Here is a 13084-nt window from a genome sequence, read left to right as displayed (position 1 = left end):
GAGGAGTACAATATTAAAGGACGGAGAATGCATCCATGAACTCAAGAAGAAATCCTAAGGAAACAGCCAAAAGAGGTACTCGTTCTCACAGCAAGCCTACTGGCAAGCTTAATCATAAAACTAAAGCACCCGCAGCACCCAAAACATTTACTGTAAACGAACCTTCTGAACTATTGCCCTTCTTACTCACCCACGTCACGGGTCGCGGACGAAATGCGATTAAATCCATCCTATCGCGTGGACAAGTGTCGGTGAATAATAAGGTAGTTACACAGCATAATTTCCAACTGCATCCGGGTCAAAACGTCACTATTGATCAAGAGAAGCCTGTACAAACAGCAGAGATGATCGGACTTAAAATCGTTCATGAGGATGAAGACCTGATTATTGTTCAAAAGGATGCTGGACTGCTATCTATCGCCACTGCGGAAGAAAATGAATTGACGGCTTACCGCCAGCTCATGGAGCATGTCCGTGTTAGCAATCCACAAAATCGGATTTTTGTCGTACATCGTTTGGACAGAGATACATCAGGCGTAATGATGTTTGCCAAAAGCGAACGGATTCAGCAAGCGCTACAAACTACTTGGAAAGATACCGTGAAGGAACGTTCTTACGTAGCGCTCGTGGAAGGCGCGGTTAAAAGACCTGAAGGCAAGATAAGCTCGTGGCTCAAAGAAACCTCAACCCTTAAAATGTATTCCAGTCCTCATGAAGGTGATGGACTACATGCAATTACACATTATAAACTCATTCAGGCTAACCGCCATTTTTCCTTGCTAGAGGTTAAGCTCGAAACCGGACGAAAAAATCAGATTCGGGTGCACATGGCAGATATCGGCCACCCTATCGCAGGTGACAAGAAATATGGTGCAGAGACCAAAACGGTAGGAAGACTTGGCCTACATGCTCGAGTGCTCTCTTTTATTCATCCAACCACTGGAGAACTGATGACCTTTGAGAGCCCGATTCCGAAGACGTTCCTGAAATATACTGCGCCTGCGCCTACAAACTAAGAAGTGAACGTATACCCACAACCGAGGAGTATTCCCTCTTATGGGAAGCCGTAACTTCTACACAAGATGCCCGGTCCATTTGGTCCTGGGCGTCTTTTTTTAACTTCCTATCACATCATGTTACAATATAAATAAACAAAGAAGGTGCTCTTATTGTTCCACCCTACAGTTTTCGATAATATTAAGATCGCCTTTGAGAACCAGATTTATGACTACGATAATTTAGACGGAATATTGGTGGTTACGGATCGCTCCGACCTTCTGAATATGGCGCTGATGTCCAGAGAGTTCAGTCTCTCCTTCCAATTAACTGCAGGCAGGAAAGTAACCGCCGAAATCCTGCTCACTTCGTCCACGAAAGATCTCAGCGATGAAATCTTGGAGGTTCCTAATACGGATCCCGGCTGTAATCTTTCACTTCGTTTTTATATGGAAGTCGAAGATATTCCTAGCGAATGTCAGGCGATAGACAGTATTCTAAAAGCGATCTGGGGACCTGATTTCCAGCCTGTGCAATCTTTAAGCTTCATATATGGCCAGGAAAGTGAAACTTACAATAACTGCATCGAGCTGCAATTCAAAAGACAACTCACAGAAGAGCAAATGGAGGACATTCCAAACCTGCTAAGCCACCTGCTGCAAAGTGCGGAAGAACTGGAATCCTTCACGGTATAATCCCTACTTTTTAACGTTCGTACTATGGGAAAAGAGGTGTGCATGAAATGAAATTCCTGCCTGCTGCCAAAAGTAAAAGTTGGTTTCTCTGGATGACCGTTTATGCCATTCTTCTATGGCTTCTCTTCCCTCTACACCGATTCGTGATGCTGGCCCAGGAAATGGATGCCACACTCTTACTGCGCTTTGCTCTTTTTTCCGTTGTAGTGGCTGGGATCGTCAACACATTAGGCTGGCTCGGAGCGCGTCTGCTCTGGGTATTTAGCACGGCGGGAATAATCATAGGTGCGGCATTTATGCTGGGCTACACCTACCAAGAGATGTCCGGTTGGGAGGATCTCGCAGGCTTCCTCGCGTTTTCCTTATTTTCATGCGCCGGATTTGCACTGGGTTTATTAGCCGAAGGTATTCGTCTGCTGTATAAGCGAGCATCGAAGTCTTGAATGGAAGAGGTGAACGCTGTTGTCCAATTCTTTTCTAACCAAAAATGCATTGTCGCATTCTTTAAAAGAGCTAATGGAGCATACACCGCTCAATAAAATTACTGTTAAACAACTAGTGGACCATTGCGGACTAAACAGACAAACGTTCTATTATCATTTCCAGGATATATTTGATTTGCTAGGTTGGATTTATAAGACTGAGGCTGTCGAAAGCCTCGCCCAGTATCGCAGCTACAGCACTTGGACGGACGGGTTTTATAAAATCTTCTGCTACATTGAGCGGAATAAATCCTTTTGCTGTAACACGCTAAATTCATTAGGCAGAAATCATCTGGATGCATATCTGTACGAGGTGACAAACGATCTCATCATGGGGGTTATAAACGAGCTGTCCTCCGGGATGGAGGTTTGCGAAGAAGACAAGCACTTTATAGCCAATTTTTATACGCTAGCCTTCACAGGCCTAATCATTCAGTGGATGAGAGAAGGCATGAAGGAACAGCCGCACCATATGATTGAGAAGCTAAGTGATCTAATTGAAGGAAATTTTCTGAAAGCTTTACACAAATATGAGAACCATCCGTTGTAACCTTTGGTTGCAGCGGTTTTTTTTGTCTAAAAACTAGACAGATCACCCATAATGACAAAAATCCAGACACTCTAAAGAGTTTGATTATACCTTCAAAATAGGAGTTGGTTTACATTAAGAGTGTGATTATTTAAACAACTACTTGGAGGCGACCATTGTGAAAAAAGAGTACGGTAATAGACAGGTTTATTTTGTCGGTGGCGGAATTGCATCCTTAGCGGGCGCTGCTTACCTGGTCAGAGACTGTGATTTTCCGGGACAAAACATTCACATTATTGAAGAGATGAAGATTCTTGGTGGTAGCAATGACGGCGCAGGTGACGCTGAACATGGTTACGTTGTCCGCGGCGGTCGTATGCTCAACGATGAAGCTTATGAGAATCTCTGGGAGCTATTAACAACGATTCCTTCTGTCGACCGTCCGGGGTTGTCTGTGCGGGATGAAATTATTGCTTTTGATACCGCAAATCCAACACACTCAAACGCCAGACTTGTAAACAAAGACGGCAAAGTAGAAGATGTATTGTCCATGGGTTTTGATATGGCTGATCGTCTCGCTATGGGCAAGCTGATTATTACACCAGAAGATAAAATGGGTAAAGCGCGTATCAACGACTGGTTCGCCCCTCACTTTTTCACAACAAACTTCTGGTATATGTGGGCTACTACTTTTGCATTCCAACCTTGGCACAGCGCTGTAGAGTTTAAAAGATATATGCTTCGTTTCTTCCATGAATTCCCAAGAATTCAAACACTGGAAGGTGTAACTCGCACTCCTTATAACCAATATGATTCCATCATTCTGCCTTTGCACAAATATCTTGAACCATTCGGTGTCGATTTCACACTGAAATGTACAGTTACTGATCTGCAGTTCAAAAAAGGTGACGGAATTACCGTAACCCAAATGAATGTAGTGCGCGAAGGTGTCAAAGATGTGATTGATGTAAAAGAAGATGATCTCGTAATTATCACAAACGGTTCTATGACCGAAGGCTCCAGCCTTGGCTCTATGACTTCTGCTCCACGCCTTAACGGCAAGGGAAGCTCGTGGAAATTATGGGAAAACATCGCTTCCAAGAAACCAAGTCTTGGCAATCCTTCTTCGTTCGATGATCATGTAGACGGTTCGAAATGGGAGTCCTTTACTGTAACTTTCCATGACTCCAAATTCTTCGATCTAATGGAAAATTTCACACGTAACCGTGCCGGCACAGGCGCTTTGGTCACATTTAAGGATTCGAGCTGGTTTATGTCCGTTGTACTAGCTTACCAACCGCATTTCCGCAATCAGCCTGAGCATGTTAAAGTGTTCTGGGGTTACGGACTGTATCCAGACAAAGTTGGGGATTTCGTGAAAAAGAGAATGTGTGATTGTACCGGCGAAGAAATTATGCAAGAATTGATCGGTCATCTTCACTTTGAAGAACATAAGGACGAGATCATGGCTACCGCCAACTGTATTCCTTGCATGATGCCTTATATCACTTCTCAGTTTATGCCTAGACTCAATAGTGACCGACCAAAAGTTGTCCCTGAGGGTTCCACGAACCTGGCCTTTATTGGACAATTCTGTGAAATTCCAGATGACGTTGTATTCACTGAAGAATACTCCGTGAGAGCAGCGAGAATTGCGGTATATACTCTACTTGGTATTGAACGGCCTATTGAGCCAATCAACCAATATCAATACGATGTACGCACACTATTCTCAAGCTTTGTTACATCTTTCAGATAAAACCACAATCAGCGACAAGCGCTTCCGGATATCGGGAGCGCTTGTTTTTGAGTGTGGGAAGCAACAAAAGAACAGTTTTATCAAAACAAAAAGAGCTGAGGGCTCCCTCAGCTCTTTTGTTTTACTCGAATCCAAACTTTAAATATTGCAAGATCCATCTGCGCAGCCATCATCGGTAGATACTTCAGAATTCCCCTTACCAACCACTTGCAACGTTGGTCCTGCTTGTTCCTCCGCCCACACAGTATCCAGTACCTCTGTAAATACAGGACCTGGTTGTGCACCAGATAAAGCATATTTATTGTTGAATACAAAGAAAGGTACACCGGTAATATTAAGACGGCTTCCTTCTTCAATATCGCCATTAACCTCATTCGCAAAAGCATCCGTTTCCAGCATTGCCGCAGCTTCTGCTTGATCCAGACCTACTTCAGCAGCGAGTGAAGCCAGTACACTGCGATCTCCAAGATTTAATGAATCCGTAAAGTAGGCGCGCAGCAGACGTTCGGACATTTCTGCACCTTTTCCCTTTGTGCTTGCAAAATGACTCAGTCGGTGACTGTCAAAAGTGTTGGTATGCTTCACTGTATCAAAATTAAATTCCAAGCCCACATCTTTAGCTTGCTCCGCTAGTTGTGCGTTCATTGCTTTTGCTTTTTCGACGGTCATCCCGTATTTGGCAGCCAGCAGCTCATGAATACTCTTGTCTGTACTTACCTCTGCATGTGGATCCAGTTGAAAGCTACGGAATACTACCTCTACTTGATCACGGTTCGGGAATTGGCTTAGCGCATTCTCCAAACGTCTTTTGCCAATATAACAAAAAGGACATGCATAATCGGACCAGATATCTATTCTCACGAAAAAACCTCCTAATATTATTGATAATTTGTAGCTGTCATATAAGAGTAATAACTAAATATACGTCGCTTACTATTATATAGTTAAAAACTCAAAATTACAAACTTAACTTTTATTAAAATAACATTTATAGATGTGAATGCTAAAGCAAAAAGTAAACGAAAGTGGTATATACGCTCCCCTTCAGGGCAGATAAAATGAAGTTACACCAGAAATTCCGAAGGGAGATCCCCATATGCATGATGTATCTATAGTGATACCTACCCGTAACCGTATAAACGACCTTACAGTGTGCATAGAGTCTATAAGCAAGCAGACACAGCTAAACAATGTCTCCATCGAGCTCTGGATTGTGGATGACGGTGAGATTCCTGAAGAAAGATTAACCTATTATCGTAACATACTGAACGAATTGCCACAGGCTGAGTTTCGATATCATCGTAAGACTAATCCGGGGCTCTGGCTTTCCCGTTATGAGTCACTTGGACTAGTAAATGCTGAAATTGTGCTTCATTTAGACGATGATGCAGAATTAGATGATTCCTTATATATTCGACGATTACTTGATACTTATGCAGCGGACGATTCAATTGTCGGTGTAGGCGGTGTGGCAAAAGGCATGCGCAGCAGCAAACCGGGCCGGCTGTTTGGCATGCTGACCGGACAAATGTCCGGATCCCCGGGCAGATTATCCCCAAGCATGTTTGCAGGCTCCCTATTCCTCTGGGGAGAGAAGGAGCAGGTTTTTGAGACCGATTTTTTTCACGGCTGTAATATGTCATTCCGGCGCTCAGCATTACAAGATATGAAACCCTATCCCTGGATGACAAGTTACTCCATTGCCGAGGATATTTACTTGTCCCATTTGGCTAGCCGTTATGGCAAGCTTGTCATTAACCCGGCTATGAAAATCATTCATCATGAGTCGCCGGGTTCTCGGGATAAGGCGGGCGTTGTTGCAAGAGCTACTGCCATCAATCATTATTATCTGCTCAACTTACGTAAAGCACCCCCTATGAATTATGCCGCATTGATCTGGACGTTAACCTGTCTTACAGGTAAAGAAACTCTCAAACGAAATTTTAAAGCCGTTAGCGGTTATGCCAAAGGAATCCTTTTCGTAATGAATCCTCGTAAAAACAAATACCGTGAATACATGCTAGATTAGCTTAATAGCTACCTCTATATCCACAGCGTTGCTCCGAATCAGATTGCGGGGCTTTTTTTTCGTGCAGACGGAGTTGTACGTAAATACGCCATGAAATTAATTTCCATCAACTTCTGATCTAGGGTATGATAGTAATAATGTGTTTTAGAAACTAACTTTATGGATGGTGGAATATGTTCAAGAACAAAAAAACGACGTTGATCCTCGTTGTTATCGTCATCGTCGTCATAGCTGTCGGCGCTTGGCTAATTACTAAAAATAAGGATGACAAAGCGACGGAAACACCGGGTGGCGCAACAGCTTCAGGAAAAGGCGAAGCCAAGTCACTCTCACAGACCTTTTATATCTATGACACGGTCGTGAATATCAAAGTGTTCGGAGAAAATGTAGCCCAAAAAAATATGGATGATATCCAGCAAATGCTGGAGCGAATGGATATGGAGCTTAGCCGTACAAAAGAAGGCGGCGAGGTTTACGCAGTCAATCAAGCAGCAGGAAAAGAAGCGGTTGTCGTTTCGGACGAGACCTTAGATGTTGTAAAACAATCCGTGCAATATGCAAAAGAAATGGACGGGCTATTCGATCCCACGATTGGTCCGCTGATCGACCTCTGGAACATCGGTAGTGGCGGAGATAAAGTCCCTGATCCAGCATCTATCGATGCAGCCAAGAGCCTAACCAATTACAGGGACGTTGAAATTGACGAAGCTGCTAAGACCGTGAAGCTACTGAAGGAAAATATGGTACTGGATCTTGGAGGTATCGGCAAAGGGTATGCTGCTGACCGTATCGCTGATTATTTAAAAGAGCAAGGCCTTAACAGTGCAATGATCAACCTCGGCGGCAGCAGTATTATTGCGTTAGGTACGAAACCAAACGGAACGGATTGGAATATTGGTCTGCAAGACCCTGACCAAAGCCGCGGCACACAACTAGGAACGATTAAAATCGCGGATGAGGTCATCGATGCTTCTGGTGTTTACGAACGTTATTTTATGCAAGACAATGTTCGTTATCACCATATTCTTGATCCACGCACAGGTTACCCTTCTCAGAACGGTCTCAAAAGCTTGACCATTATGAGCCCTAATGCAACAGATGCGGATGCTTTGTCCACTGGGGTGTTCTTGATGGGGATCGAAGAAGGTATGAAATATCTGGAGTCGTTACCTGAAGATGTAGAAGCTTTCTTTATTACCGATGACAACAAAATCTACGCCACACCAGGCATTAAAGAAAGAATGAATCTGACTGATCCTACGTACAGCTTCGCTGATTAAACGAAAAGAGCTTGCCCCCATAAGGCCGTTGTTGGCTTTGGGAGGCAAGCTCTTTTGTTGTGGATAAAGGTTCTTTGGCGTGGCTGAGGGATATTCATTGCCCATTCATCGCCCAGCAGCCTGATAATTAGGGAATTCCTCCCTAAAATCATTAGATTTTTTCAATGTAAACCTTCGATTAGGGAAAACCTCCCTAAAAATCACCCGAATATGGCTATAAACATGTTTATTTCGGTTTTATTAGGGAGGAATTCCCCAATAACCTCAATTTCGCGCTCTAACCGGTTAATTTCAGGGAGTTTTTCCCTAATTAATTCCCGATCAAGATTTTTGCAGCACCAAAGGCAACTCGCTAAATTCCTTATAATTCGTGAAAATATAACTAGGCTTATGTTCCGTAGCCGGCTGTCTGCCTCTCGGATTATACCAGCAGACCTTCCAGCCAGCCGCAAGCGCTCCTACTACATCATTAGCCCAGGTATCGCCTATATAAAGTGAATGGTCTGGTGAAGTGCCAGACTTCTGATTTACATGCAAAAAGAGTTGCGGATCTGGTTTGGCCAGACCTACCGCGTCAGAAATAAAAATCATCTCCTCGGGGATCATCTGATCCAGACCTAATCCGCGAATCTTTTTCATTTGATGATCTTTGGGTCCATTCGTAATGATGCCTACTTTATGACCAGCAGCAATGAACCTTTCCAATTGCTCCCGGACTCCATCTATCATTTGAATGGTGTACTGACGGCCAATGTATGCCGCTTGTATCGCCGTGGCTTGGTCACGATCAAGCTGTAAACCATACTCTGCAAAAGCAAGCTCCAATCGGCGTACCCTAGTTTCCTCCAGCGGAATTTCTCCACGTAAATACATAGGCCATAATACATCACTATGATGTCTTACTTTATAAAATAATTCCGCAAAGTCCAGACTGCTCTCATCCGGTTTAAGTACTTGACGCACCGCTTCTTTAAATGGAACCAAATGATCATATAAGGTATCATCAAGGTCAAAAAAGATTGCCAACTTATTACTTGTATCCACTTTAACGCCCCTTACTCGTCTTTCTCTCTAGCTTTTAGAAAAAAAGGTTATAGGTATAAAAATCATCATCCCGAATGTAGCCATGCGCTTCATATAAACGCTGTGCCCCCACATTCGCCGTCATTGTTGTCATGGACAAGCCCTTCGTATTCGTAGCGAGCGCATGAGCTCTGGCACTTTCCAGCAGCTTGGAGCCGAGCCCATGTCCCCGCAGTTCTGTAGTTACATATAGATCATTCAATATCCAGAGACGCTCCATAGAGACCGATGAAAAAGAGGGATAGAGCTGAGTGAAGCCCCACGCTCTTTTCTCCTCGCCTTCTCCCTCCACCGCAATAAAGATTACCGATTCGTTCAGCTTCAATCGATCTGATAAAAAAGCACGTGCACCATCCAGATCAGAGACTGCCCCATAAAATACCCGATACTCATTAAACAATGGGATAAGCCGTTCCAAATCATCATAGATCACACGTTCAATACGATAGTTGTTCATCCTCAGCGCTCACTTTCCGGCTTGGCCGTTTTAACGTTATTGTATATTTCAGCCGTACCGTGCACCATGGAGTGAACGCCAGATCATTTGGACAATTATTCTTATTCTTTGGAATCGTAGAACACATGCCGGGCACTGACTTTACCCTCTTCGATATCCAAGATTCCGAAGGAATACAGTTTCTCACGTCGTTTATCTGTTGGCGATCCTGGATTAAAGAGCAGAATCCCATTCTCTTCCCGCAATAAAGGCTGATGCGAATGACCAAAAAGAATACAATCCACCTTATCGTTCGCAAAAGCAAGCAGCGCATTCCCGTCCGTTCCTTTGCGGGAGTGTGGCGTATGCCCATGGACCATTCCGATCCGGACTCCCTCAAGCGTTAGCAGCTTACGCTCCCCGAAACGCTCAATGATCTCTATTCCATCGTTATTTCCAGCAATCCCTTCCACTGGAGCTAATTCAGCCAACAAATCGTAGATTCCCATACTCACCCAATCTCCAAGATGCAGAATCAAGTCTACATTCCGGAATTCAGCAACAAGCGCTTTGGGCAGAGACTTAGCCATTCTTGTCATATGTGTATCTGATACCACGCCTACTTTCATATAACTCAGCTCCTAATCTATCATACTCATCTCATATTCAAATAATTGTACGATTTGCTTAAACGAGAAGCAAGTTCTGTGACTTCTCCCACACAGAAAAGCCGGGTACACCCCACTAACACAGGGCATATCCGACTGCCATTAAGTAATTACGAAGAAATCATTTACGCTTACTACCTTCTACAGTATTTAGCATCCCAACTCAGTTCTCTCTATCCTGCCAATTCCATAATCTTACTTCTTCAACATGAATATTACTGACCCATTTTTCTTCCTTTAACTTGAGCAACTCTTTAACCGGACCGGTTACGACAGCTCCATACAGCCTAACTCCGTTCTTCTCCAGATAGCTAATGGAGTCATCCAGATCAATAAACGGAATTACCTTGTTGGCGATCGATTTATGCTCCTGCATTAAGTGCAGTGTCTTAAGGAAGTTCGCATTACGCAGTTCACCATCCCCATATGAGTCAACAGATGGAGAAACACTCGTGCGGCTAGTCACCCCTCCAAACCAACCCCACTTTTTCTTTGATTCTTGTGTCACCTTCATATCATCAGCATGCCAGATAGGCATACTTGGAAATCCTAAGGGATCATTTATTACTGGCTCTTGTGTCCTTGGACCTGTATCTGCTGCGAACCATAAAAGTTCAAGATTTTTATGCTGAAACTTCTTCAATAGCTCATCTGTCGTAAAAAATTGTTCAAAAGACAAATAGGCTTCTCCTACCGTACCTTCAGGGAGCTTCTCTAGTTTTTCCCACTCACTGCTGTCATCCATCCTATTTTCTGCAGACTGGTTCTCAATGGGATAGATAAAGTAATTACCTGTCCCACTGCGTTCATATGTCCATGAATAACTATAGATTCTAGGCCAGCCTAATAGAAACTTCATCGAATAATCTCCAACATTAATCCGCGCATCACCAATTTGTTTTATTATTTCACCCTGCAGATTCATACTAAAAAACGGTCCGGAATCGCTACTCAAATGGACGATCGTATTCGGCTGTGAAACAGCAATTGCGGAAGAAACGACATCACGGTAAGTCTCTCCTCTTTCTCCAGTGCTATAAAATACCGCTGTGATGATACTGCTGACAATCAAAAAAATCAAAAACGCAGAAATCACCGTTAAAGTATTCGATATACGTGCTTTCCACTTGCCACGGCGGATGATCTTTTTTTCTTTGCCGGGTCTGTTTCTTTTACCCTTTCCGAATTTTATGCTCTTCTCCTCATCTGGAGCCGGCTTTTCTTCGCCCATGAGTTCATCCAGATAAGCCTGGTAAGCTTCCATCTTCTCTAACTCACGCTCAACCTCATCCCTATCCTCATCAGCAAGAGTGCCTTCGCCATACCTTCTTAACTTCTCCTTAAACTCTTCACTCATGTTCATTTCTCCTCCGCTCTGCCTCACGCAGCTTCTGTCTGGCCCGAAAGATCAATATCTTATATTGGGACAAGCCCACATCCATAATGTCCGATGCTTCCCGATAACTCAGCCCATGAAAATCATGCAGCAGCAGTGCATTTCTCTGATTGTCCGGTAGCTCACTTACCGCTATCCTCATCTCTTCCCAACGTTCCTGATGAAGCAGTGTGCTTTCTGTGGTATCTGGATGAGCAAGCTTTTTGAAATAATCCTCACTCTGAACTGTACTGCGGCCTTCCTTTCGCTTATAATCTACGAAGGCGTTATAAGCGACACGGAACAGCCATGGTTTAATCTTCTCTTCTTTACAATTCTCCAAATGTAGATAAGCGCGATAAAAGGTTTCTTGCATCAAATCTTCAGCCGCATAATGATCACCACAAAGGGAGCGCAAATAGCGGTAAATATCCATCACATACATCTGATATATTTCATCCAATGAATTTCGCTTCATGCACTCCCCCCTTAACCTAACCACGTATCCCAGCCTGAAAAGTTACAGATAAATTTAGCAACTAGTATGAATATACCAGTAAATCGATGGAAAAAAGCCTGTTGGCAAGGAGTATTAATCCCGCCAACAGGCTTTTTAATTCACCAAGTTACTCTGCTTACAGAACAACTTCAACTTCTTTGAGCATTTCGCTAACGGATATTAAACCGCCACCGGACAAATACCAGTAGTTAGGATCCAAGTAGATGATCTTACCGTTTTTAAAGGCATTTGTATTCTTCACTAGATCGTTTTCAACTGCTTTTTTAGCTGAACCGGATTCACCGCCATCACTCTTCACAACCGCATCTCTGTCTACTACAAACAGATAATCCGGGTTCTTATCCGCTACATATTCGTAAGATACGCTTTGTCCGTGAGTGGATACTTCAATTTTATCATCTGCCTGTGCAAATCCGAACACATCATGGATAATCCCAAAACGGGAACCTGCACCGTAAGCACTGATTTTTCCTTCATTCGCGAGAATAACAAGTGCTTTTTTGCCATCAGCTGTTGCCTTCGTATTCAAAGCTTTGATGGAATCATTGATAGTCGCAAGCTCAGTTTCTACTTCTGCTTCTTTTCCAAAAATTTGACCCAGCATTTTCACGTTATTCGTAAAAGATTCCATATAGTTTGCATTATCTACAGCCACATACAGAGTAGGTGCAATTTTGCTGAATTCTTCATAAGAATCCTGTTGTCTGCCGGAAATGATGATCAGGTCCGGAGAAAGACTGTTTATTTTTTCGAAGTCAGGCTCTTTCAAACCACCAACATTCTCATATTTAGCATCGTTATATTTGGAGAGATAAGCCGGTACATTACTTTGAGGCACTCCAGTCACCTCTACGCCCAGTTTATCCAGCGTATCCAGTGTACCGAAGTCAAAAACAACCACTTTTTGCGGATTGCTTTTGATAGTTGTTTCGCCAAGCGCATGCTTGAAAGTAAGCTCTGTTGGTGCTGTAGTTGCTTCCGTTGTTGGTGCAGTAGTAGCCTCCGAATTGCCTGCCGCTGCTGTGTTGTTATTTGAAGTTGCTGCATTATTGGAGCCGCAAGCCGCCAAGATTACCGCAAGAAATACTGTCATAATCAGTAAAGATAAGTTCTTCTTCAATGTATTCACCCCTAATTTTTATAGTGAAGCTATTTGAATTATTCGCGTATGCGTTAAGAAGCTGGCGCCTTTCACTTCTTACGTTACGTCATAATAATATCCGCATAGTAAT

At 43.4% G+C, this 13084-nt stretch carries 14 protein-coding genes; 7 read left to right on the top strand and 7 right to left on the bottom strand.

The features are described 5' to 3' along the window. Nucleotides 1-35 precede the first annotated feature (35 nt). From NSS82_RS07455 to NSS82_RS07435, 5 genes are all read left to right on the top strand, one after another. Complete coding sequence (locus NSS82_RS07455; RefSeq protein ID WP_076099010.1) at nt 36-1016, top strand: RluA family pseudouridine synthase; 981 nt, start codon at nt 36-38, stop codon at nt 1014-1016. A 153-nt stretch (nt 1017-1169) separates the two neighbouring features. Next, complete coding sequence (locus tag NSS82_RS07450) at nt 1170-1691, top strand: hypothetical protein (protein WP_036681441.1); 522 nt, start codon at nt 1170-1172, stop codon at nt 1689-1691. A gap of 47 nt (nt 1692-1738) precedes the next feature. Next, nucleotides 1739-2134, top strand: a complete 396-nt coding sequence (locus NSS82_RS07445; protein WP_076099011.1) for a hypothetical protein — start codon at nt 1739-1741, stop codon at nt 2132-2134. 19 nt (nt 2135-2153) lie between these two features. Continuing rightward, nucleotides 2154-2723: a TetR/AcrR family transcriptional regulator gene (locus tag NSS82_RS07440; RefSeq protein ID WP_076272020.1), complete on the top strand. Its 570-nt coding sequence runs from the start codon at nt 2154-2156 to the stop codon at nt 2721-2723. A gap of 157 nt (nt 2724-2880) precedes the next feature. Beyond that, nucleotides 2881-4461: an oleate hydratase gene (locus tag NSS82_RS07435; RefSeq protein WP_076128088.1), complete on the top strand. Its 1581-nt coding sequence runs from the start codon at nt 2881-2883 to the stop codon at nt 4459-4461. 138 nt (nt 4462-4599) lie between these two features. Here the strand turns inward: NSS82_RS07435 and NSS82_RS07430 are convergent, their stop codons facing one another. Continuing rightward, on the bottom strand, nt 4600-5322 hold the full coding sequence (locus tag NSS82_RS07430) for a DsbA family oxidoreductase (RefSeq protein WP_036681863.1): 723 nt from the start codon (nt 5320-5322) through the stop codon (nt 4600-4602). A gap of 235 nt (nt 5323-5557) precedes the next feature. Between NSS82_RS07430 and NSS82_RS07425 the strand changes: the two genes are divergently transcribed. Together NSS82_RS07425 and NSS82_RS07420 are read left to right on the top strand one after the other, a co-directional pair. Next, entirely contained in the window at nt 5558-6490 is a 933-nt protein-coding gene (locus tag NSS82_RS07425) for a glycosyltransferase family 2 protein (RefSeq protein WP_076147442.1), read from the top strand. A 173-nt stretch (nt 6491-6663) separates the two neighbouring features. Further along, nucleotides 6664-7770: an FAD:protein FMN transferase gene (locus NSS82_RS07420; protein WP_076272021.1), complete on the top strand. Its 1107-nt coding sequence runs from the start codon at nt 6664-6666 to the stop codon at nt 7768-7770. 321 nt (nt 7771-8091) lie between these two features. Here NSS82_RS07420 and NSS82_RS07415 read toward each other — a convergent pair whose 3' ends face one another. The 6 genes from NSS82_RS07415 to NSS82_RS07390 all read right to left on the bottom strand — a co-directional run bounded on the left by NSS82_RS07415 (nt 8092) and on the right by NSS82_RS07390 (nt 12972). After that, nucleotides 8092-8814, bottom strand: coding sequence for an HAD family hydrolase (locus tag NSS82_RS07415; protein ID WP_076272022.1), 723 nt, complete (start codon nt 8812-8814; stop codon nt 8092-8094). Between the two features lie 34 nt (nt 8815-8848). Continuing rightward, a complete protein-coding gene (locus tag NSS82_RS07410) occupies nt 8849-9310 on the bottom strand; it encodes a GNAT family N-acetyltransferase (RefSeq protein ID WP_076224728.1) in 462 nt (153 codons plus the stop codon). A 101-nt stretch (nt 9311-9411) separates the two neighbouring features. Further along, nucleotides 9412-9918, bottom strand: a complete 507-nt coding sequence (locus tag NSS82_RS07405) for a metallophosphoesterase family protein (RefSeq protein WP_036681852.1) — start codon at nt 9916-9918, stop codon at nt 9412-9414. A 202-nt stretch (nt 9919-10120) separates the two neighbouring features. After that, entirely contained in the window at nt 10121-11314 is a 1194-nt protein-coding gene (locus NSS82_RS07400) for an anti-sigma factor (RefSeq protein WP_038569190.1), read from the bottom strand. Further along, nucleotides 11307-11810, bottom strand: coding sequence for a sigma-70 family RNA polymerase sigma factor (locus NSS82_RS07395; protein ID WP_038569189.1), 504 nt, complete (start codon nt 11808-11810; stop codon nt 11307-11309). Before NSS82_RS07395 ends, NSS82_RS07400 begins: the two co-directional genes overlap by 8 nt. Nucleotides 11811-11967: 157 nt before the next feature. Then, entirely contained in the window at nt 11968-12972 is a 1005-nt protein-coding gene (locus NSS82_RS07390; protein WP_303396593.1) for a siderophore ABC transporter substrate-binding protein, read from the bottom strand. Between the last annotated feature and the right edge of the window lie 112 nt (nt 12973-13084).

It is taken from the genome of Paenibacillus sp. FSL H7-0735 (assembly GCF_038008505.1).
GTDB classification, from domain to species: Bacteria; Bacillota; Bacilli; order Paenibacillales; family Paenibacillaceae; genus Paenibacillus_AQ; species Paenibacillus_AQ odorifer.
Note: the sequence above shows the minus strand (reverse complement) of the source record. Positions and strands in the feature narration are given on the sequence as shown.